The organism is Pseudomonas sp. PDNC002, assembly GCF_016919445.1.
In the GTDB taxonomy this organism is placed as follows: domain Bacteria; phylum Pseudomonadota; class Gammaproteobacteria; order Pseudomonadales; family Pseudomonadaceae; genus Pseudomonas.
The window spans coordinates 4,178,931-4,202,015 of sequence record NZ_CP070356.1 but is presented as its reverse complement, the minus strand read 5'-3'; the positions used below and the strand labels follow the sequence as shown (position 1 = coordinate 4,202,015).

The 23,085-nt window shown below is 68.2% G+C and carries 4 protein-coding genes; all 4 read right to left on the bottom strand.

All coding sequences use genetic code 11. The annotated features are described in order from the left end of the window. Positions 1-239: 239 nt before the first annotated feature. The 4 genes from JVX91_RS19110 to JVX91_RS19095 all read right to left on the bottom strand — a co-directional run bounded on the left by JVX91_RS19110 (position 240) and on the right by JVX91_RS19095 (position 23,074). Entirely contained in the window at positions 240-1,202 is a 963-nt protein-coding gene (locus JVX91_RS19110) for an alpha/beta hydrolase (protein WP_205335742.1), read from the bottom strand. Continuing rightward, positions 1,199-9,079, bottom strand: a complete 7,881-nt coding sequence (locus JVX91_RS19105) for a non-ribosomal peptide synthetase (protein ID WP_205335741.1) — start codon at positions 9,077-9,079, stop codon at positions 1,199-1,201. Before JVX91_RS19105 ends, JVX91_RS19110 begins: the two co-directional genes overlap by 4 nt. Further along, a complete protein-coding gene (locus tag JVX91_RS19100; protein WP_205335740.1) occupies positions 9,079-21,867 on the bottom strand; it encodes a non-ribosomal peptide synthase/polyketide synthase in 12,789 nt (4,262 codons plus the stop codon). Before JVX91_RS19100 ends, JVX91_RS19105 begins: the two co-directional genes overlap by 1 nt. A gap of 226 nt (positions 21,868-22,093) precedes the next feature. After that, on the bottom strand, positions 22,094-23,074 hold the full coding sequence (locus JVX91_RS19095) for a TauD/TfdA family dioxygenase (protein ID WP_205335739.1): 981 nt from the start codon (positions 23,072-23,074) through the stop codon (positions 22,094-22,096). Positions 23,075-23,085: the final 11 nt, after the last annotated feature.

Genomic DNA, 23,085 nt, shown 5'->3' with positions numbered 1-23,085 from the left:
GCGGATAAGATCCGCTCCTACAGGGCTGCAACGCCCGCAGGGGCATGTTCACGGCTACTAGCGCGCCGCGAACGCCGAGGCCGATCCGCAGCGCGAAGGAGCCTACGCTTTCGTAGGAGCGGAGCTTCTCCGCGATCATCGCGACAGCGATGCAATTCTTCCGCTGTCGGCCTGCCGGCCGGATCGCGGATAAGATCCGCTCCTACAGGATTGCCACGCCCGTTGGAGCATGAACTTGGCTACCACCGAGCCGCGAGGAACTCCGCTACCCGCCGGTAGTACCCTTCGACTTCCGGCACCAGGTTGCCCATGCGCAGAAAGTCGTGGGTCATGCCGCAGCAGCGTTCAGCCTCGACTTCCACACCCTGTTCCACCAGCGCCTTCGCGTAGCCCAGGCCCTCGTCCAGCAGCGGATCGAACTCCGCCGCGAACAGCAGTGCCGGGGCGCTGCCCTGCAGAGCCACACCCGCCCGGACCGGTGAGCAACGCCAATCGCTGCGCTGTGCAACCTCGGGCAGGTACTGGTCGTAGAACCAGTCCAGACTGGCCGTTTCCAGCAGATAGCCCTCGGCGAACAGCTCCTGGGATTCGCTGCGCCGACTGGCATCCGCCGCCGGGTAGAACAGCAGTTGGGCGCAGGGTTGCTCGGCGCCCTCGCCGGCCAGTTCGGCGCACAGCACCGTGGCCAGGGTAGCGCCGGCGCTATCGCCGCCCACTGCCAGACGGCGAGTGTTCAGGCCGAGGCTGGCAGCCGAGTTCAGCAGCCAGCTCCAGGCATCGCGCGCATCGAAGGTCGCGGCCGGAAACGGCGCTTGCGGAGCCAACCGGTAACCCACCGAAATCACCGCGCAATCGCAGTGCTTCGCCAGCAATCGGCACAGGCCGTCATGGGAATCCAGGCTGCCAACCGTGTATCCGCCGCCGTGGAAATACAGAATCGCCCCCTCGCCGGCTCCTGCCGGCCGGTACAGACGAACCGGCAGCTGCCGGCCCTCCCGCGCGGGAATGAGCAACTCCTCCACCGGCATCGACGGCGCTCCGGCCCTGAGCGATTCCGAGGCAGACTCGAAATCCAGCCGCGCCTGCTCCACTGGCAGTTCGTGCAACGCCGGCCGGCCACCGCGGCGGCCCTCGTCGACCATATCGAGAAACGCGGAAATCTCCGGGTGCAGCATGCCGACCTCTTTCAGAAATGCATTCATACCGTGGCCTGCTCCGAACGTGCGCCGGCTTCCACCTGGGAACAGCAATGGCCGATCACGCCATCCAGTTCTTCACGCAGCAGCGCCATCAGCGCCTCGATGCGTGACGGGCGGAACACCCGACGGCTGAACATGCAGCGCAGGGTCAGCTCGCCGTCGTAGACCTGGCCAACGATCTCCAGCCAGTTGTTCATCGGCGTACTGGCGGCGTAGGTGTCGCCGGGCTTCTCCTGCAAGGGCACGAACAGCGCCTTCTCATCGAAGCTCTGGTCGAACTGGCCGAGATAGTTGAAGGTGACGCGCGGATCGGCGCGGGCGGCCAGTTGGCGGCGCAGCGCGCTGTCACCCAGGTAGCGCAAGGCGCCGTAGCCAATGCCCTTGTCCGGCACCGCGCGCAGTTGCTGGCGGATCGCCGGGATGGCCTGGGCGTAACTGCCCTGCCCCGGCGTCAGGCGCAGCGGGAACAGGCTGGTGAACCAGCCGAGCGTGCGGCTGTGGTCGACGCTGTCGAGGATGTCTTCGCGGCCGTGACCTTCCAGGCCGATCAGCACCGACTCGCTGTCGCACCACTGGCACAGCGTGCGGCCCAGGGCGGTCAGCAGCAGGTCGTTGATCTGCGTGCGGTAGGCCTCGGGCGCGACCTTCAGCAGGCGCTGGGTCTGTTCGCGGTCCAGGCGCAGGAACGACTGTTCCAGGTGCGCCATGCGCTCGGCACCGCGCGGATTGTCGCGCTGCGGCTCGCCCAGGCCGGCGGTGTCGGTCTGCTCCAGCCAGTACGGTAGGTCGCCTTGCGCCAACTGGCTGTCGGCATACTCGCGCAGGCCTTCTGCCCAGGCGCGGTAGGCGCTGGTTCGCTCGAAGCGTGGCGCCGGCTCGCCGCTGACCTGCGTGGCGTAACGCTGTTGCAGTTCCTCCAGCAGGATGCGCCAGGACACGCCGTCCACGCCCAGGTGGTGGATCACCAGCAACAGGCGCTGGGTGCCGTCGGCCATGTCGGTCAGCACCCCGCGCAGCAGGCGACCTTCGGCAAGATCGAGACTGCGCTGCGCCTGGTTGGCGATCAGCAGCGCCTCCTCGGCGTTGGCCGCCTGGCGCTGCCAGAGCAGCGCGCCGGTGATCTCGCTGGCGTCGCGATAACGCTGACGCCACACGCCATCCGCGCCCCGGGCGAAGGACAGGCGCAGGCTGCCATGCTCGGCCAGCAAGCCTTGCAACGCCGCCTCCAGCGCATCGGCATCCAGACGCTGGCGGCACTCCAGCAACACCGCCTGGTTGAAGTGGTTCGGCTCCTCCAGCTGCTGCTCGAACATCCATTGCTGGATCGGCACCAGGCCGAAGGATTCGCCATCATCGGCAATTTCCACGGCCGTTATCGGCGCGGCCTCTGCCACGCTCTCGGCCCGCTCCAGCAGGCCGGCGATGGTCTGGTACTGCAGCAGGTCGCGCAGACGAATCTCCACGCCCTCGCCCAACGCCTGGCGGGCGCGGGAAACGATCTGCAGGCTGAGGATGGAGTCGCCGCCCAGATCGAAGAAGTTGTCGCGGATGCCGACGCGCTCCACTTGCAGCACGTCCTGCCAGATGTCGGCCAGGGCCTGCTCGCGCTCGTTGCGCGGCGCCTCGTAGGCCTCGCCCTGCCAGGTCGGCTCGGGCAGTGCCTTGCGGTCGATCTTGCCGTTGGGCGACAGCGGGAAGCGCGCAAGCTTGAGAATCTGCGCCGGTACCATGTAGTCCGGTACCTGCTCGCGGAGGAAGCTGCGCAGTGTGTCGCCGTCGACTTCACCGACCACGTAACCGACCAGTTGCTTGCCGCTGATACCGTCGCGAGCGACCACCAGCGCTTCGCTGACCTGCGGGTGATCCTGCAGCCGCGCCTCGATCTCGCCCAGTTCGATACGGAAGCCGCGAATCTTCACCTGGTGGTCAATCCGACCCACGTAGTCGATCACGCCATCGGCGCGGCCACGCACGAGGTCACCGGAGCGATACAGGCGGCCGCCCTTCATATCGAACGGATCGGCAACAAAACGCTCGGCAGTCAATCCGGCGCGCTCGTGGTAGCCGCGCGCCAGGCCGTCGCCGCCGATGTACAGCTCGCCCGCCACGCCCAGCGGAACCTGGCGCAGTTGTTCGTCGAGGATGTACAGCTTACGCGCGCCGACACCCTTACCGATGGGCGCGTAGGCGGCATCACAGGCAGTCGCGCGGTCGGCCTTCCACAGCAGCGGCGTGACCACGGTTTCCGTAGGGCCGTAGCCATTGATCAGGTGTTCGGCACGCAGAGCGCGCTTGGCCAGTTCGAAGCTGGCGTTGGGCACCGCGTCGCCGCCGAAGCAGTAGATGCGCACCGGCGGCGGGTTGCCGTCACGCAGGGCGTGCTCGGCCAACTGCTGCAGGTAGACCGGCGGGAAGGCCGCCACGCTCACCTGTTTGTCGTCCAGCACGCGATAGGTCTGTTCCGGCGTCCACAGCTCATCGCCGCGCAGCACCAGGCTGCCGCCGTGGAACAGGGTGGTCAGCCAGCGCTCGTGGGCGCCGTCGAAGGCGAACGACATGAAGTGCAGCTCGCGGGTCGCCGCGCCCATCTGGTACAGCTCGCCAATGGCCGCGCAGTGCATGGCCAGCGGGCCGTGGCTGACCGCCACGCCCTTGGGCTTGCCGGTGGAGCCGGAGGTGTAGATCAGGTAGGCGAGGTTTTCCGGCTCCAGCGCCACCACCGGCAGGTCGCTGTCTTCGCCAGAAAGATCGAGGCCGTCCAGCTCCAGGCACTTCACCCCTGCCGGCAGCGGCAGGCGCTCGCGCAGTCGGCTGTCGGTGATCAGCAGAGCAATGCCGGCATCGGCCATCTGGAATTCCAGGCGCTCGCGCGGGTACTCGGCGTCCAGCGGCACGTAGGCGCCACCAGCCTTGAGCACCGCCAGCAGCGCCAAGGGAATGCGCACGCTGCGCGGCAACGCCACGCCGACGCGAACTTCCGGGCCGACACCCAGCGCCATCAGCCGATGGGCCAGGCGGTTGGAGTCGCGCTCCAGCGCCGCGTAGTCGATCTCCTCGTCGCCACAGATCAGCGCCACGTCATCGCCGCGCAGAGCCGCCTGACGCGCGATGGCCAGATGCACCGGCTCGGCGTGCGGCAAGGACTGGTGCGGGCCACGGCAGGCTTCCAGCGCCGCGCGGTCATTGGCCGACAGGCATTGCAGCTCGCTCACGCGCTTGCCAGCGCCGTGCAGCAGGCTGTCCAGCACCTGCTCCAGGTTGCCGCGCAGGCGCGCCACGGCCGGTGCGCTGAAGTGCGCGCGCAGGTACTGGTATTCGATCTCCAGCCTGTCGCCGACCCGCACCGCCAGGTCCATCGGGATGCTGGTCTCGTCCTTGGATTTCAGCTCGCCGAAACGCGGGCCCTGGGCGCTGCGCAGCACCTCGTCCACCGGGTAGTTCTCGAACACGATGATGCTGTCGAACAGCGCCTGCCCGGCCTGGCCGGCCCAGCGCTGGATATCGTACAGCGGCGTGTGCTCGAACTCGCGCACGTCCAGGTTGTAGGCCTGCAGTTCGCGCAGCCAGTCGCCCAGATCGGCGTGTTCGGCCGGCGCCTGGACGATGGGCAGCGTGTTGATGAACAGGCCCAGCAGGCTGTCGGCGCCGGCCAGTTGCGCCGGGCGCCCTGCCACGGTGGCGCCAAAGGCCACGCGTTGCTGGCCGGTGTAGCGTTGCAGCAGGAGAATCCACGCCGCCTGCACCAGGGTATTGAGCGTCACCCGCTGGCTACGGGCGAAGGCCTTCAGGCGCTCGGTGGCCGCCGCGTCGTAGCGGCTGTATTCCAGGCCGTGGCCGCTGCCCTCGGCCGGGCGCGCCAGGCTGTCAGCCAGCACGGTGGGCTGGGCGAAGCCTTGCAGGCGCGCGCTCCAGAAGTCCTGCGCCTGCTGCTGATCCTGGGCTTGCAGCCAGTGGATGTAGTCGCGATAGCGGCCCTGCTCGGCGATGCTTTCGCCGTTGTAGCGGCGCAGGGCTTCGGCGAACAGTTGGGCGTTGCTCCAGCCGTCGAGCAGGATGTGATGGTGGGTGTAGACCAGTTGGTGGCTGTCCTCGCTGCTGCGCACGAGCACCAGACGCAGTAGCGGTGGACGCTCCAGGTCGAAGCTGCGGCCGCGTTCGGCGGCAGCCAGCTCGTCCAGTGCCGCATCCATGTCCTCGCGGCCACGCCAGTCCAGAACTTCCAGCGGCAGCTCGACACGTTTGTGCACGGCCTGAAGCGGTTTATCGAGGCCTTGCCAATGCACGCCTGCGCGCAGGTTGTCATGGGCATCCAGCGCTGCCTGCCAGGCGGCGCGAAAGCGCTCGACGTCCAACCCCTGCACTGCCACGCGCAGCTGGTTGACGTAGACACCGCCTTCGCTGCCATCCACGCCGTGGAACAGCATGCCCTGCTGCATGGGCGACAGCAGGTAGAGGTCTTCGATCTCGTCGGGGCTCAGACCGAGCGCGGCCAGTTGGGCATGATCTTGCGCTTCGATGGCAGCGTTGCTTGCCGGCGCTTCGACCACTACGAAATCACCTGCCACGCGGGCCAGCGCTTGCAGCGTCTGGTGCTGGAACAGGTCCTTCGGGCTCAGCTGCAGTCCCGCGGCGCGGGCGCGGCTGACCACCTGGATGGAAACGATGGAGTCACCGCCCAGCTCGAAGAAATTGTCGTCCAGGCCGACCCGTTCCAGGCCCAGCACGGCGCACCAGATGGCCGCGAGTGTCTGCTCACGCTCGCTCTCCGGCGCGCGGTAGCTTTTCTGCAACAGACTGAAGTCCGGCTCCGGCAGGGCCTTGCGGTCCAGCTTGCCGTTGGGCGTGAGCGGCATGCGCTCCAGCAGGACAATCTGCGCAGGCACCATGTAGTCCGGCAGCTCTTCCAGCAGCGCGGTGCGCAGGTCGGTATCGATCTGACCGGTCACGTAGCCCACCAGTTGCTTCACCTGCCCCGCATCGCGGGCGATCACCACTGCCTCGCGCACGCCGGGTTGGCCGAGCAGGCGTGACTCGATCTCGCCCAGTTCGATACGGAAGCCGCGAATCTTCACCTGGTGGTCGATGCGGCCGAGGTATTCCAGCACACCATCTGCCCGCCAGCGCGCAAGGTCGCCGGTGCGGTACATGCGTGCATTGGAATCCCTGCTGTAGGGATCGGCGACGAAGCGCTCGGCGGTCAGCTCGGGGCGTCCGTGGTAGCCACGCGCCAGGCCGTCGCCGGCGATGTACAGCTCGCCGGCCACGCCGATGGGCGCCGGTTGCAGCTCGCCATCGAGAATGTACAGCTGGGTGTTCGCGATGGGCTTGCCGAGCAGTGCGCGGGCGCCCTTGTCGATCTTCCAGGCCGCCGACCAGATGGTGGTTTCGGTGGGGCCGTAGAGGTTCCACAGGGCCTCGGTCTGCGTGGTGAGCTTGTCCGCCAGCTCGGCGGACAACGCCTCGCCGCCGCAGAAGAAGCGGCAGCCGGTCAGGCGCCGGAAGTCCTCGTGGCCACTGAGTAAGGTCCAGGTACTCGGCGTCGCCTGGATCACCGTCACGCCCTGCTCCAATGCCACGCCCAGCAGGCGCGTCGGGTCGCGGGCGACGTCGCGGTCCACCAGCACCACGCGGCCGCCGACCAGCAGCGGCAGGTATAGCTCCAACGCGGAAATATCGAAGGACAGCGAGGTCAGCGCGAGCACGCGGTCCCGCGCTTCCAGCCCCGGCTCACGGGCCATGCTGAGCATGAAGTTGATCACCCCGCCGTGGCGCACCGCGACACCCTTGGGCTTGCCGGTGGAGCCGGAGGTGTAGATGACGTAGGCGAGATCGTCCGGGCGCGCGAGGTTTTGCAGGTCGCTGTCGGCGTAGCCTTCCAGTTGTTCCCAGTCACGGTCCAGGCAGAACGCGCGGGCGCCTGTCTGCGGTAGTTCGCCGAGCAGGTGCTGCTGGGTCAGCAGCAGGCGCACGCCACCGTCTTCGAGCATGTGCGCCAGGCGTTCGCCGGGGAATTCCGGGTCCAGCGGCACGTAGGCGCCGCCGGCCTTGAGCACGGCGAGCAAAGCCACCGGCAGTTCGACGGAGCGTTCCAGCGCCACGCCGACGCGGCTGTCCGGGCCGACGCCCTGCTCGCGCAGCCAGTGCGCGAGGCGGTTGGCGCGGCTGTTCAGCTCGGTGTAGCTGAAGCTGCGCTGGCCATCGGTCAGCGCGATATCGTTCGGCGTGCGCGCCGCCTGCTGCTCGATCAACTGATGCAGGCAAGCGTCGCGCGGGTAATCGATGTCGGTGGCGTTCCAGCCGTAGAGCAATTGCTCGCGCTCGCGGCCATCGAGCAACGGCAGGCGCGCGACCGGGCATTGCGGATCGGCGACGATGCCGCGCAACAGGTTGAGGAAATGCCCGCAGAGGCGTGAGAGGGTCGCCGCGTCGAACTGGTCGGTGGCGTACATGAACTGCCCGCGCACCTGGCCGTCGCGGCTTTCCTCGGTGTTCAGGGTCAGGTCGAACTTGGCGATGCCGCTGTCCAGTTCCAGGCCTTCCAGCTGCAGGCCGCCGGGCAGCTCGCGCAGGGCATCGCGACGGCTCGGCTGGTGGTTGCAGGCCACCTGGAACAGCGGGTTGTAGCTCAGGCTGCGCTCGGGTTGCAGCGCATCCACCAGTTGTTCGAACGGCAGGTCCGGGTTGGCCTGGGCGCCGAGCACCGCTTCACGGGTGCGGGCCAGGAAGGCGTTGAAGGATTCGTCGCCATCGATACGCGCGGACAGCACCTGGGTGTTGACGAAGAAGCCGATCAGCCGCTCGCTCTCGGCACGGCCTCGGCCGGCGATGGGCACGCCGACGCGCAGCTCGCGCTGGCCGCTGTAGCGCGACAGCAGCAGTTGGTACGCAGCGAGGATCAGCATGAACAGCGTGGCGCCCTGCCCCCGCGCCAGTTCGCGCAGGGAGTCGCTCAGCCCGCGCGGCATCTCGAAGGCCAGGGTGGCGCCGCGGTAGCTCTGCACCAGCGGGCGCGGCCGGTCGCCCGGCAGGGTCAGCAGCAGCGATTCGTCGCCCAGTTGCTCCTGCCAGTAGGCCAGTTGCCGCTCGCCCTCGCCGGCCGCCAGCCACAGGCGCTGCCAGCGGGCGATGTCGCTGTACTGGATCGGCAAGGTCTCCAGCTCGGCCTGGGTGCCGTTTACTTCGGCTTTGTATAACTCCGAGAAGTCATCGATCAGCACACCGATGGACCAGCCGTCGGCGATGATGTGATGCAGGTTCACCAGCAGCAGCGCTTCACCTGGCAGCCGCGCCAGGTGCAGGCGCAGCAGCGGGCCTTCGGCGAGATCGAAAGAGCGCTGGGCGCATTCGTTGAGCCATTGCCGCGCCTCGGCTTCGCTACCGAAATCCTTCGCCTCCAGATGCGCCGGCCCAGGCGGCAGGATGCACTGCATGACTTCGTCATCGGGCACCTGTAGGGCGCATAACGCGCCAGCGTTATCCGCCGTCGCATCCTGCCCAGGTTTCGGCGGATGACGCTGCGCGTCATTCGCCCTACCAGAGCGATCCTCTACGTTGCGGAAGACTGTGCGCAGGCTTTCATGGCGTGCGATCAGGGCGGTGAAGGCACGTTCCAGTGCACCCTCGTCCAGCGTGCCGCGCAGGCGCACGGCGGCCGGGATGTTGTAGGCGGCGCTGTGCGGCTCCATCTGCCAGAGGAACCACAGGCGCGCCTGGGCCGCCGACAGCGGCGCGTATTCGCGCCCCTCACGGAGAATCGGCAGGCGCGACAGGCTCACGCCTTTCTCGCGGAGCTGGCGCAGGAAGATGATCTGCTTGTCCTCGGACAGTGCGCCAAGGCGCTCCGCGACCTGCTTCAGCTGGGCGTCCATCGGGTGGTTCATTACAGGTTCTCCAGCTCGCCGAGCAGTTCATCCATCAGGTCCAGTTCCTCTTCCGCGCTGGCGGAGCTTGCCCGCTGGCTTTCGATCCAGGCGGCCAGTGATGAGAGGTTGCTCAGCTCGAACAGGCGGTGCAGCGGCAACTCCAGCCCCAGGCGCTGACGCAGGGTCAAGCCGACCTGGGTGAGCAGCAGCGAGTGGCCGCCCAGCTCGAAGAAGTCGTCGTGCAGGCCGACGCGATCCACCTGCAATACGTGCTGCCAGATACCGGCCAACTCCACTTCCAGGTCGCTGCGCGGTGCCACGTACTCACGCTGGCTATCGCCCAGTTGCGGGTCCGGCAGGGCCTTGCGGTCCAGCTTGCCGTTGGGCGACAGCGGCATGGCATCAAGGACGATGATCCGCGACGGCACCATGTAGTCCGGCAGCTCACTTTGCAGTGCCTGGCGCAGCGCCTCGGGCTCGGCGCTGGCGACCACGTAGGCCAGCAGTACGCCGTCCTTCGCCACCACCACGGCCTCGCTGACTTCCGGCTGCGCTTGCAGGCGCGCCTCGATCTCGCCCAGTTCGATGCGCAGGCCACGGATCTTCACCTGGTGATCGAGGCGGCCCAGGTACTCGATGGCGCCGTCCTCGCGCTGGCGAGCCAGGTCGCCGGTGCGATAGAGACGTTCAGCGCTGCCGAAGGGATCGGCGACGAAGCGCTCCGCGGTCAGGCCGGGACGCGCGTGGTAGCCGCGCGCCAGGCCGACGCCGCCGATGTACAGCTCGCCAGCCACACCTTGCGGCACCGGCTCCAGGCGCTCGTCCAGCAGCACCAGGCGCAGGTTGTCGATGGGCCGGCCGATGGGCACGACCTGCCGCGCACTGTCCTCGTCGCAGGTCCAGAAACTGACGTCGATCGCCGCCTCGGTGGGGCCGTAGAGGTTGTGCAGCTTCGCGCTGCTGCGCTGGCGGAACTGCTGTTGCAGCTCGTAGGGCAGCGCCTCGCCGGAGCACATCACCTGCAGCAGCGACGTGCAGCGCTCCAGTTCGCCGGAAGCGACAAAGGCCTGCAGCATCGACGGCACGAAGTGCAGCGTGGTGACCTGCCCCGCCTCGATCACCTGACGCAATGCCGCCGGGTCGCGGTGCGCACCGGGCGCGGCGACCACCAGGGCAGCGCCGGTCATGAGCGGCCAGAAGAACTCCCACACCGACACGTCGAAGCTGAACGGAGTCTTCTGCAGCACGCGGTCGGAGGCATCCAGCGCATAGGCCTTCTGCATCCAGTGCAGGCGGTTGACCAGCGCGCGGTGGCTGTTGCCGGCGCCCTTGGGCTTGCCCGTGGAGCCGGAGGTATAGATCAGGTACGCGAGGTTCTGCGGGCTTCCCTCGATGGCCGGGTTCTGCTCGGAAGCCGTGGCGATTTCGCTCCACTGGCTGTCCAGGCACAGCGTTTTCGCAGCCGTCTGCGGCAGGCGTTCCAACAGGTGTTGCTGGGTCAGCAGCAGATTGACGCCGCTGTCGCCCAGCATGTGTTGCAGGCGATCCTGCGGGTAGTCCGGGTCCATCGGCACATAGGCGCCGCCGGCCTTGACGATACCCAGCAGGGCCACCACCAGCTCCACCGAACGCTCGGCAGCCACACCGACCAGCACATCCGGGCCGACACCCTGGCCGCGCAGCCAGTGCGCGAGCTGGTTGGCGCGGGCGTTGAGCTGGGCGTAGCTCAGGCGCTGCTCGCCGAATTGCAGGGCCAGCGCGGCCGGGGTCGCCGCAACCTGGCGCTCGATCAGACTTTGCAGTTGTACGTCTGCCGGGAAAGCGGCATCGGTGTCGTTGAAGCGTTGTAGCAGTGCATGGCGCTCGTCACCGCCCAGTTGGCTGACGCGGCCCAGCGGACGCTCGGCGTCTTCCACCAGAGCCAGCAGCAAGCGCTCGAAGTGGCCACGCAGCTGTTCGATCTGGCTCGCGCTGAAGCGGTCGGCACGGTAGGTGTAGCGCACGTCCAACTGCTCGCCGGCACTGGCCACCAGCGCCAGGGCGTAGTTGGTGCCGTCCACGGGACGATGGCCGAGGATGCGCAGCTCATCGTTCGCGGACGACGACAGCGCCGCATCCATGGGGAAGTTCTCGAACACGATGAGGCTGTCGAACATCGCCTGGCCGCCACGGCCGGCCCAGCGCTGGATGTCGTACAGCGGCGTGTGCTCGAACTCGCGCACGTCGAGATTGAAGGCCTGCAGCTCACGCAGCCAGTCGCCAACGCGCTGGGCGTCGTCCGGGGTCTGCAGGATCGGCAGCGTGTTGATGAACAGGCCGAGGCTCTCCTCTGCCCCCGGCAGGGTCGCCGGGCGACCGGCAACGGTGGCGCCGAAGGTCACGCTGCGCTGGCCGCAGTAGCGTTGCAGCAGCAGCGCCCAGGCGCCCTGCACCAGGGTGTTGAGGGTGATGCGCTGGGCCTGAGCGAAGCGTTGCAGCGGCGCCGTGTCGAGACGGCTGTGCAACTCGCGCAACGGTTCCTCGCGGAAGCTCGCGCTGCAGGCGGTGGCCAGCAGGGTCGGCTCGTCGAAGCCTTTCAGGCGCTCGCGCCAGAAGGTTTCACCGACGGTGCCGTCCTGGGCACGCAGCCAGCCGATGTAGTCGCCGTACTGCGCGATGGGCGCCGGCAGCGTCTCACCACGGTAGAGAACGAGCACTTCGCCGATCAGCCGCGCGCTGCTCCAGCCATCCAGCAGCAGGTGGTGGCAGGTCCAGATCAGGTGGTAGCGGCGCTCATCGAGGCGCACCAGCGCCAGGCGTTGCAGCGGCGGCTGGGCCAGGTCGAAGCCGAGGTTGCGCTGGGCGTCGGCGACGCTTTCCAGCTGCTGCTCGCTCACCTGCTGGTCGCGCCAGTCGAAGGACTGCACCGGCAACTGCACCTCACGCAGGACGAATTGCAACGGCGCCGAATCCGCACTGGCGAGGAAGCCGGTGCGCAGGTTGGCGTGGCGGGCAATGACCGCATGCCAGGCGTCGAGGAAGCGGGCTTCATCGAGGCCGTCCAGATCGACGCGCAGTTGGTTGACGTAGAGCGACGAGCCCGGCACGTCGAGGGCATGGAACAGCATGCCCTGCTGCATCGGCGACAGCGGATAGAGGTCATCGACTCCAGCCGGCAACGGCAGCGCATCGAGCTGGGCCTGATCCAGATCGACCAGCGGCAGCTCAGCGGCCTCCAGCTTGCGCGGCGTCGCCAAGCAGTACGCCACCAGCGCCTGCAATTCGGCGCGCAGCAGCGCTTGCAGCTCATCGACGTCGGCAGCGTCGAACATCGCGCTGCTGTAGGTGACTTCCAGGCTCAGCTCACCGCCCAGCACACGGCCGGCGTAGACCAGCGCATTGCCCAGCGCGGCATTCAGCGGCTGGCTGCGGCCGACGCCTTCGAAGGCCGGCAGGAAGTCGGCGTCGGCAAAAGCCTGGTCGAGCTGGCCAAGGTAGTTGAAGGTCACCTGCGGCGCCGGCAGGTCACGCAGGCTGGCCGCGTGCTCGCTGAGGTAACGCAGTTGGCCGTAACCCATGCCGGAGCGCGGCAGGTTTCGCAGGTGTTCGCGGGTGGCGCGCAGGTCCGCGCCCGGCTCGCCGCCGGCTTGCAGACGCAGCGGATACAGCGCAGTGAACCAGCCCACGGAACGGCTCAGGTCCAGCGCCGCTTCGCCATCGAAGGCATCCCGGCCATGGCCTTCCATTTCCACCAGTGCGGAGGACTCGCCGGTCCAGGCGCACAGCGCTCGGGCCAGTGCGGTCAGCAGAAGGTCGTTGATCTGCACGCGCTGCGCTTTCAGCGCAGGGCCGAGCAGTTGGCGGGTGGTTTCAGCGTCGAGGCTGAAGCGCGCATTGGCGGCTTCTTTCCAGGTGGCCGGAGCGTCGCTGCGGGCACGGTTGAGCGACGGAGCACCGCGCAGTTCGCCTTGCCAGTAAGCCAGCTCCGCAGCGACTTCGGCGCTGTTGGCGGCTGCCTGCTGGCGGGCGCTCCACGCCTGGTAGCTGTCGCTGCGTGGCAGCGCGGCGGGCGTGCGGCCGGCGCGCAGCTCGCGGTAGGCGTATTGCAGGTCCTCCAGCAGGATGCGCCAGGACACGCCGTCCACCGCAAGGTGGTGGATGACCAGCAGCAGGCGTTCGCCGCCGCTTTCCAGCGTGACGTGCATGGCGCGCAGCAGCGGGCCGTTGGCGATATCCAGGCTGGCCTGGGCGTCGTCGCACAGGCGCTCCAGGGTGCGTGCGTCGGCGGCGCGGCGACGCCACAACAGGGTCATATCGAGCGGGCCTTGTTCGGCATAACGCTGGCGGCTGCCGTCGAAACGCAGGCGCAGCGCGTCATGCTGGCCGACCAGCCAGTGCAGCGCGCGGGCCAGGATATCGCTGTCCAACGCTTCGCGCGGTTGCAGCAGCAGTGCCTGGTTCCAGTGATGGCGCTGGGCGCTCGGCACGCGTTCGAAGAAACGCGCCTGCACCGGCGACAAGGCGACTTCGCCGCTGACGGCGGCCACCGGAGCCGGTGCCGCAGCGGCAGCCGGCGCGCGGCTTTCCAGCCATTGCGCGAGTTGGCGGACGCTCTGGCGCTCGAACAGCTGTTTCGGGCTGAGCTTGTAACCCAGCTTTCGAATGCGCGCGATGATCTGCAGGCTGAGGATGGAGTCGCCGCCCAGCTCGAAGAAGTTGTCTTCGGCGCCGACGCGCTCGACTTTCAGCACGGCCTGCCAGATATCGGCGATGCGCTGTTCCAGTTCGCTCAGCGGCGTGCTGTCCACTGCCTTGGCGACCGACTCGGCACGCGGCAGGGCCTTGCGATCCACCTTGCCGTTGGCGTTCAGCGGCAGGCGTTCCAGCAGGATCAGCTGGGCCGGCAGCAGGTATTCCGGGACTTCGGCGGCCAGGGCTTCGCGCAGCGCTTCCACGCTCTGCCCCTCGGCAACGGCCCAGGCGAGAAGCTTCATCGGACCGTCGCCTTCGCGCTCGGCCAGCGCCACGGCATCGCGCACACCCGGCAGGCGCTTCAGCGCCTGCGCCAGTTCGCCCGGTTCGACGCGGTAGCCGCGGATTTTCACCTGGTCGTCGACGCGGCCGAGGAACTCCACGTCGCCGCGACGGTTCAGGCGCACACGGTCGCCACTGCGGTACAGGCGCTCCCCCTCGATCTCTACGAAGCGTTCGGCCGTCATTTCCGGCTGGCCGAGGTAATCCAGCGCCAAGCCCGCGCCACCGATGTACAACTCGCCCGGCACGCCGGGCAGCAGATCGCGACCGTTCTCGTCGAGAACGCGGACGGCGGTATTGACCAGCGGCGTACCGATGGGCAGGCTGCCCGCCGGCAGGTCGTCCAGCAGCGACCACTCGTGGGTCAGCACGCCCACGGTGGATTCGCTGGGGCCGTAGTGGTTGACGATGCGCAGCTTGGGTGCAAGCTCGCGCAGCGGTTGCAGCATCGCGCGGTCGCAGGCTTCACCGCCCACCACCAGCAGGCGGCGCGACAGCACGGCGGCAGCATTCGGCGCCGCCGCCAGCAAACCGGCAAGATGGCTGGGGACGATCTTCAGCACGTCCACCTCCTGCATGAACGCGGCGAAGCGCTCGGCATCGGCCACAGCCTGGGCATCCGCCAAGTGCAGGCGACCACCGCCGCACAGCGCGCCGAACAGCGTGGTGTGGCCAAGGTCGGCGGCCACCGAGGAGACCATGGCCATGCCCAGACCGTGGGCGCGGCCCTGGTCCAGTTGCAGGCGTTCCAGCACGGCCTGCACGTAGTTGGCCAGCGCCCCGTGGCTGACGCGCACGCCCTTGGGCTGGCCGGTGGAGCCGGAGGTGAAGATGACGTAGGCGGCTTGCTGCGGGTCGATGTTCCGCGCGGGCGCGGCATCAATGCCCTGCTCTGGGCCACCGGCCGGGATCAGCATGGCGGCTTCGCCGAAGGTCTCCACCAGCACCGCATCGCTGACCAGCACGCGACCGATGGCGTTGTCCTTGAGCAGTTGGCGCAGGCGCTCGGCGGGCTGCGCCGGGTCCAGCGGTACATAGGTGGCACCGGCCTTAAGCACGCCCAGCAGCAGGAGAACCCACTGCGCGCTGCGCTCCTGGCAGATTGCGACGCACTCGCCCTGCTCCACGCCGCTGTCGATCAGCGTGTTGGCCAGGCGATTGCTGCGCGCATCCAGTTCGGCATAGCTGTAGTGCACACCCTCATCCTGCACCGCAATGGCATCCGGTTGCGCGGCGGCTTGCGCGGCGAACAGAGCGAGCACGTCCTGCTGCGGCCACTGGCGCGCCTCGCCACGACGACGTGAAGCGACCGGGCGCGGCAGCTCGCCGAGAGCACGCTGCGGTTCGGCGCACAGCTGGCGAAGCAGCGCCTCGAACTGGCCGGCGATAGCGGCGACGCTGTCCTCGTCGAACAGGTCGCGGGCATAAACGAAGCTGCCGCGCAGTTCATCGCCCGGCGCGCCGCTGGCGTCCAGTGCCTCGGCCATGTCCAGGGCGAGGTCGAAGCGCGCGCCGTACTGTTCCTCGCTGAACAGCTCCAGCTTCAGCGCGCCGGCATCGGGCAGGCGGCTGACGTCGAAGCCGAAGTTGAACTTCACCTGCACCAGCGGGTTGTAGGCCAGGCTGCGCTCGGGTTGCAGCGCTTCCACCAGTTGTTCGAACGGCAGGTCCTGATTGGCTTGTGCCCCCAGTGCCAGCGGCTTGAGACGAGCGAGCAGCGCAGCGAAGGATTCGTCGTCAGCCAGTGCGCACGGCATGACCTGGGTGTTGACGAAGAAGCCGATCAGGCCTTCGGTTTCCAGTTGCTGTCGGTTGGCGATGGGCACGGCCACGCGCAGGTCGCGCTGGCCGCTGTAGCGCTGCATCAGCACCGCGTAGGCGCCGAGCAGCAGCATGAACAGGGTGACGTCCTGCTCGCGGGCCAGTTGCTTGAGACGACTACCCAGCCCAGCGTCCAGGCTGAAGCCGAGACTGCCGCCGCGGTAACTCTGCACAGCAGGACGCGGACGGTCGGCGGCCAGTTCCAGGACAGGTGTGTCCTGGCTGAGTTGTCCAGTCCACCAGTTCAGCTGACGCTGTCCCTCCTCGCCCGCCAGCAGCTCGCGCTGCCACTGGGCGTAGTCGGCGTACTGCACCGGCAGCGCCGGCAATTGCAGTTCCTCGCCAACGGCGAAGGCGCCGTAGAGGCGGCTGAACTCGTCCACCAGCACACGGATCGACCAGCCATCGGAGACGATGTGGTGCATCGTCAGCAGCAGCACGTGGTCGGCGTCGGCCACTTCTTTTGGAGACAATCGCATGAGGGTCAGGCGCAGCAGCGGGCCGTTGCGCAGGTCGAACGGACGCAGCGCCTCCTCCTCGGCCAGTCGGCGCGCGGCGCTTTCAGCGTCGACTTCGGCGGATAGATCGACACGCGCCAGGTCCAGCGGCTGCGCCGGCTGGATGCGCTGGAAGGCCTGGCCATCCACCTCGTCGAAGGTGGTGCGCAGGGTTTCGTGGCGCGCCACCAGGGCGTCGAAGGCACGGCGCAGGGCGTTTTCGTCCAGCTCACCGCGCAGGCGCAGCGCACCGGGAACGTTGTAGGCGGCGCTGGCCGGCTCCATCTGCCAGAAGAACCACAGGCGGCTCTGCGCGGCGGACAGCGGCAGGTCGCCGTCGCGGGCCATGGCACGCAACTGCGGGCGGGCGCTCGGACTCAGCGCACTGAGCCGGCCCGCAAACTCGTCCAGGCGGCTGGCCTCGAACACATCGCGTAGCGGGACTTCGCAGCCTAGGTCGCGGCGCAGGCGAGAGATCACCTGGGTTGCCAGCAGTGAGTGGCCGCCCAGCTCGAAGAAATCATCCTCGCGGCCGATAGCCGGCACGCCGAGCACTTCGGCCCAGACGGCGGCGACGCGGCTTTCCAGGCCGTCGCGCGGGGCTTCGGTAGCGCTCGCAGCGTCCTGTGGCTCAGGCAATGCCTTGCGGTCGATCTTGCCGTTGGCGTTGAGCGGCATTTCGCCAAGCACGAGGATGCGCGAAGGCACCATGTAGTCCGGCAGTTGCGCACGCAGTGCGGCTTTCAGGATGTCTTCGGCGACACTTTCACCCGTCACGTAGCCCAGCAGGCGCTTGCCGCGCTCGCTGTCGCGGGCGATCACCGCCGCTTCGCGCACTCCGGGCAACGCACGCAGGCGGGCTTCGATCTCGCCCGGCTCGATGCGGAAGCCGCGGATCTTCACCTGCTGGTCGACACGTCCGAGATAATCCAGCGCATCGTCTTCACGCCAGCGCACGCGGTCGCCGCTGCGGTAAAGGCGCAAGCCGTCCGCGTAGGGGTCGGCCACGAAACGTTCGGCGGTCATGCCGGCGCGCTGGTGGTAACCACGCGCCAGGCCGTAGCCGCCGATGTACAGCTCGCCGGCCACGCCGCGCGGCAGCGGTTGCAGGCGGTCGTCGAGGATATACAGGCTGCGTCCGCCGACGACTTCGCCGATGGGCGCATAAGCCGCACCGCACGTGGTGCGCGCGTCGGCCTTCCAGAGCATCGGGGTGACCACGGTTTCGGTGGGGCCGTAGCCATTGATCAGGTGTTCGGGCTTCAGTGCCTGGTGCGCCAACTGGTAGGCCGCTTCCGGTACCGCGTCACCGCCAAAGCAGTAGATGCGCATACTCGGCGCGTGACCGTGGATCATTGCCTGTTCAGCCAACTGTTGCAGATAGGCCGGCGGGAAGGCTGCCACCGTGACTTCGTGGCGGCGCAGTTGTTCCAGGGTCTGCTCGGCGGTCCACAGGGCGTCGTTGCGGATCAGCAGGCTGCCGCCGTGGGACAGCGCGGTGAGCCAGCGCTCATGGGCGCCGTCGAAGGCGAAAGACATGAAGATCAGCTCGCGGTCGGCGTCGCTCATGGCGTAGCGCTGGCCGATGGCGCGGCAGTGCGCGGCGATCTCGCCGTGGGCGACGGCAACGCCTTTGGGCTGGCCGGTGGAGCCGGAGGTGTAGATCAGGTAGGCGAGGTTCTGCGCCTGGATGCGCAGCAGCGGGCGCACGGCCAGGGCGTTGGCGAGGTCGGCTTCTTCCAGCACCAGGCGCTCGACGCCCTCGGGCAGCGGCAGGCGCTCGGCCAGCGCGGCATTGGTCAGCAGCAGGTCCACACCGGCGTCCTGCATCAGCCAGGCGAGGCGCTCCTCGGGGTAGTCGACGTCCAGCGGCAGGTAGGCGCCGCCGGCCTTCATGACGGCCAGCAGGGCCAGCGGGATATCCACGCCACGCGGCAGCGCCACGGCAACCCGGCGCTCCGGGCCGATGCCGCGCTGGATCAGGCGCTGCGCCAGGCGGTTGGAGCGGTCTTCCAGTTCCGCAAAGTTCATCTCGCGTTGATCGTCGATCAGCGCGATCTTTGCCGGATGGCGGCGAGCCTGGGCGGCGATGGTTTCGCTCAGCGCCTCGAAGGCCGGTGCCTCGCCGGCCACGGCGATGCTCCAGTCGCCGGCGGGCAGCCAGTCGCGGGCGTCGAGGACGGCATCGGCATTCATTTGCGGCAGTGCGCGCAACAGGTCGAGGAAGTGCCCGACGAGGCGCTGCATGCCAGCGGCGGCGTAACGCTCGCGGGCATAGCAGAAGCTCAGGCGCAGGGTCTGTTCGCCCTCGCGGACGCGCAGCACCAGGTCGAAGGGGGTTTCCAGGTCGAGCTGTTCCAGGGCTTCCACGGTCAGGCCCGGCAGGCCGTTGCCGGCGCGCGGTTGCCACTGGTGGTCGAAAGCGACCTGGCACAGCGGATGGCGGCCGTGGCCGCGCTCGGGTTGCAGCGCCTCCACCAGTTGCTCGAACGGCAGGCCCTGGTGTGCCTGGGCTTGCAGCAGGTCGTCGCGCAGTTGGCGGAGCACGCCGCGCAGGCTGGCACCTTCGGGCAGTTCGCTGCGCAGCACCAGCAGGTTGACGAAGAAGCCGACCAGTCGCTCGCTGTCGAGCAGTTCGCGGCCAGCCTGGGTCAGGCCGATGCGCAGGTCGTGCTGGCCGCTGTAGCGCTGCAGCAGCAGGTTGTAGGCGCTGAGCAGCAGCATCGGCAGGGTTGCGCCGTGAGCCTGGGCCAGCTGACGCAGTTTGCGAGTCAGCTCAGCGTCGACTTCTCGTTCGATCAGCTCGGCGCTCTGGCCTTTTTCACCGGTGGCGAACGGCAATTCCAGCGGCGAGTGCTGGTCGCCCAGGCGCTCGCTCCACCAGTCCAGCAGACGAGCGCCCTCGCCTGCTTCCAGCTTGCTCTGCTGGGCGGCGGCAAGGTCGAGGTACTGGCGCGACAGCGTCGGCAGCACCGGCTCGCGCTGCTCGACGATGGCGCGGTAGCACTCGGCGAATTCGTCCAGCAGCAGGTTCAGCGACCAGCCATCGGCGATGATGTGGTGCACGCAGAGCAGCAGCGCCTGGCGGCCGCCGCCGAGGTTCTGCAGGCGCAGACGCAGCAGCGGGCCGGCGGCCAGGTCGAAGGGTTCGGCAGCGAAGGCTTCCGCATCTTCGCGGGCGGCGATGTCGCGGCGGGCGTTGCCCAGGGAGCTGAAGTCGCTCTCGGTCAATTCCACTTGCGTGTCGTTGGAGAGACTCAGCAACACTTCGCCGTCCGACTGTTCGATAAAGCGGCTGCGCAAGGTTTCGTGGCGGCCCAGCAGCACGGCGAACGCTTGCTCCACAGCCGGCCGGCGCAGTTCGCCGCGCAGGTTCATACGCCCGGCGATATGGTAGACGGCGCTTTCCGCCTCCAGCTTCCAGAGGAACCACAGGCGGCGCTGGGCCGGCGACAGCGGCAGCAGGCCGTCACGCGGGACCTGCGGTACAGCCTCGACCTGAGTGGTCGGCAACGCGGCCAGCGCGACGGCGAAGGCGCCCAGCTCCGGGGCTTCGAACAGCAGGCGCAGCTCGACCGCGCGACCGAGACGCTCGCGCAGGCGCGCCATCAGTTGGGTGGCCTTGATCGAGTTGCCGCCCAGGGCGAAGAAGTTGTCGTCGCGGCGAATCGCCGGCAGCTCCAGCACTTCGCTCCACAGTGCGGCGATGGCTTGCTCCTCGGCGGTCAGTGCAGCAACCGGCTTGGCACTGGCGCCATCGCTGATCGGCTCGCCGGCACGCTGGATGGCGTAGGCCTGCAGGCTGCCATCGAGCAGCTGCGCGCGGCACGCCGAGCGCTGCAGCTTGCCGCTGGAGGTCTTGGGCAGTGCGCCCGGCTCCAGCAGCGCCACCACCAGCGGCGCCTCCTGGAAGGTTTCCGCCACGGCGGCGGAGATGGCCTTGGCCAGCGCCTCGGCGGAGATCAGTTTGCGCACGCTACGGCCGACTTCGGCGGCGATGCCGATGCCGTCGCGGCCCTGGTGTTCGATGGCGAAGGCGGAGACGCGGCCCTTGCGCACCAGGTCTACCTCTTCTTCCACGCAGCGTTCCAGGTCCTGCGGGTAGAGGTTCTGCCCGCGAACAATGAGCATGTCCTTGAGGCGGCCGGTGACGAAGAGTTCGCCGTTGTGCAGGAAGCCCAGGTCGCCTGTACGCAGCCAGGTGCGGCCGTCCTTCTCGACGAAGGTGCGCGCGCTGGCCTCCGGGTTGCGCCAGTAGCCCAGCGCCACGCTGGGGCCGCTGCTCCAGATTTCACCGACGCGGTCCGGGCCGAGGGTTTCGCCGCTCACCGGATCGACCAGTTGCACGTCGTGGTCCGGCTGGGTGCGGCCGCAGTTGATCAGCGAAGTGCCGCGGCCCGGGCGGGCGACGTTTTCGCCCAGGGCGTTGAGGTCCACTTCCAGCTGGCCGATGCCCTCGCCGCGCACGCCGCCGGTGACGAACAGAGTCGCTTCGGCGAGACCGTAGCAGGCGTAGAAGGACGAGGCGTCGAACTGCGCCGGGGCGAACCAGGCGGCGAAGCGTTCCAGGGTGTCCGGGCGGATCGGCTCGGAGCCGGAGAAGGCCACGCGCCATTTGCTCAGGTCCAGGCCTTCCAGCGCGGCCTCGTTGACCCGCTCGCAGCACAGCCGGTAGGCGAAGTCCGGCCCGCCGCTGACGGTGCCGCCGAAACGGGCGATGGCTTCCAGCCAGCGGCGCGGGCGTTCGAGGAAGTAGCGCGGCGACATCAGCACGCACTCGATGCCACTGTAGATCGGTTGCAGCAGCCCACCGATCAACCCCATGTCGTGGAACAGCGGCAGCCAGCTGACGATCACATCGTCGTCACCGATGCCGAAACCGTGACGGATCAGCCGCTCGTTGGCGACCAGGTTGCCATGGCTGACCTGCACGCCCTTGGGCGTCGAGGTGGAGCCGGAGGTGTACTGCAGGAAGGCGATGTCGTCATCGGCCAGCTCGGGCATTTGCCATTCGACGGCCAGCGCGGGGTCGGCCTGGTCCACCGCCAGCAGCAGCGGGCTCTCGCCGTTCTCGCGGGCGCAGGCCGGGCGCAGGGCTTCGATCAGTGTGGAGTCGGTGAGCACCAGGCTGGGCTCGGCGTCATCGAGGATCGAGCGCAGGCGCGCCAGGTGCTGCGGGCGCACCGACTCCGGCGGATAGGCCGGCACGGCGATGATGCCCGAGTAGAGGCAGGCGAAGAACGCCGTGACGTAGTCCGGGCCGCTGGGCAGCAGCAGTACGGCGCGGTCGCCGTGCCGGCCGTGGCGCAGCATCCAGGCGGCCATGGCGCGGGCGCGCTCGTCCAGCTCGCGGAAGCTGATGGGCTGTTCGACGTTCTCGGCGATGAATCGCAGGGCAGTCTTGCGCGGCATTTCGCAGGCGCGTTGCAGCAGGGCCTCGACCAGGTTTCCTGCGGCTTCGTAACGGTCGTTCATGACATCACCTGTGCTGTCGGCGGGCGGTGGGTGCTCGCCGGAGGGAATTCGTTGGGTTCAGCTGGTTGTTCGGAGTGCCGTGACCAATCACTCGCTCCGATCAGTCCCCTCTCCCCCTGGGAGAGGGTTAGGGTGAGGGGATTACCGGCGACTTCGGTGCCCGGCCATTTCCCTCACCCCCGCCCTCTCCCAGAGGGAGAGGGAGTAGTTCGTGCCATCCGAAAACTCAGGCATCCGCGCCATGCCCTTCCGCCATCGCCACCACTACCTTGCGCGGCCCGCTGAACGGCGAGCGCGCATGCGCCGCCAGCATGTTGTCGAGCATCAGCACGTCGCCGCTGTACCAGGGGAAACTCACCTTGGCCTCCTCCAGCACGCCGCGCACTTCGTCGAGTACCGAGGGCTCGATGGGGCTGCCATCGCCGTAGTAGACGTTGCGCGGCAGGTCTTCCTCGTCGACGATTTCCAGCAGGCTCTCGCGTACTTCCGGCGGCAGGTTGGAGACGTGGAACAGGTGTGCCTGGTTGAACCAGACCCAGTCGCGGGTGACCGGGTGTTGCGCGACGGCCTGGCAGACCTGGCGGGTGCGCAGCTCGCCGTCTTCCTTCCACTCCCAGCCGATCTTGTGGGTCTTGCAGTAGGCCTCGACCACGGCCGGGTCGTCGCTGTTGAACACCTGCTCCCAGGCCACGTCCAGGCCGTTGCCGAAGTTGCGCGTGTACATCAGCCCGCGTTCGGTAAAACGGCGGCGGATGCCTTCGTCCACCCGGCGGTAAATTTCACGGCTGTCGGCGATGGGGGTCTCGCCGCCGCTCTGCGCGGCCTGCACGCAGTAGAACCAGATCTTCATCGGCCACTCGCGGGTGTAGGCCTGCTCGTTGTGCAGCGGGATGTGCTGGTGCGGCGGGTATTCGGTGGAGGTGTACACGCCGCTGGTGACGTTGCTGCGCGGGGTGGAACCGAACTCGTAGTTGAGCAGCGGATGGCCGAAGCCGGCGGCGAACTCGCGGAAGCGTTCCGCCGCGCCGGCCTGGAAACCACGGAAGAGGATGCCGGCGCACACCGGCAGACGCTCTTCAACCAGCGGGCGCAGTTCGGCCAGGGCATCGAGCAGGTCGATACCCTCGCCGCGCGCCTGCACCAGCAACGGCAGGCCGCCACGCGCTTCAGCCAGGGGAGCGATATCGAACAGAGTGGACGTGGGCATCTGGATTCTCC

What these genes read in the sequence shown, in the direction of transcription:
- JVX91_RS19110 (WP_205335742.1), bottom strand. Translation starts at nt 1,202, where the DNA reads ATGAATGCATTTCTGAAAGAGGTCGGCATGCTGCACCCGGAGATTTCC.
- JVX91_RS19105 (WP_205335741.1), bottom strand. Translation starts at nt 9,079, where the DNA reads ATGAACCACCCGATGGACGCCCAGCTGAAGCAGGTCGCGGAGCGCCTT.
- JVX91_RS19100 (WP_205335740.1), bottom strand. Translation starts at nt 21,867, where the DNA reads ATGAACGACCGTTACGAAGCCGCAGGAAACCTGGTCGAGGCCCTGCTG.
- JVX91_RS19095 (WP_205335739.1), bottom strand. Translation starts at nt 23,074, where the DNA reads ATGCCCACGTCCACTCTGTTCGATATCGCTCCCCTGGCTGAAGCGCGT.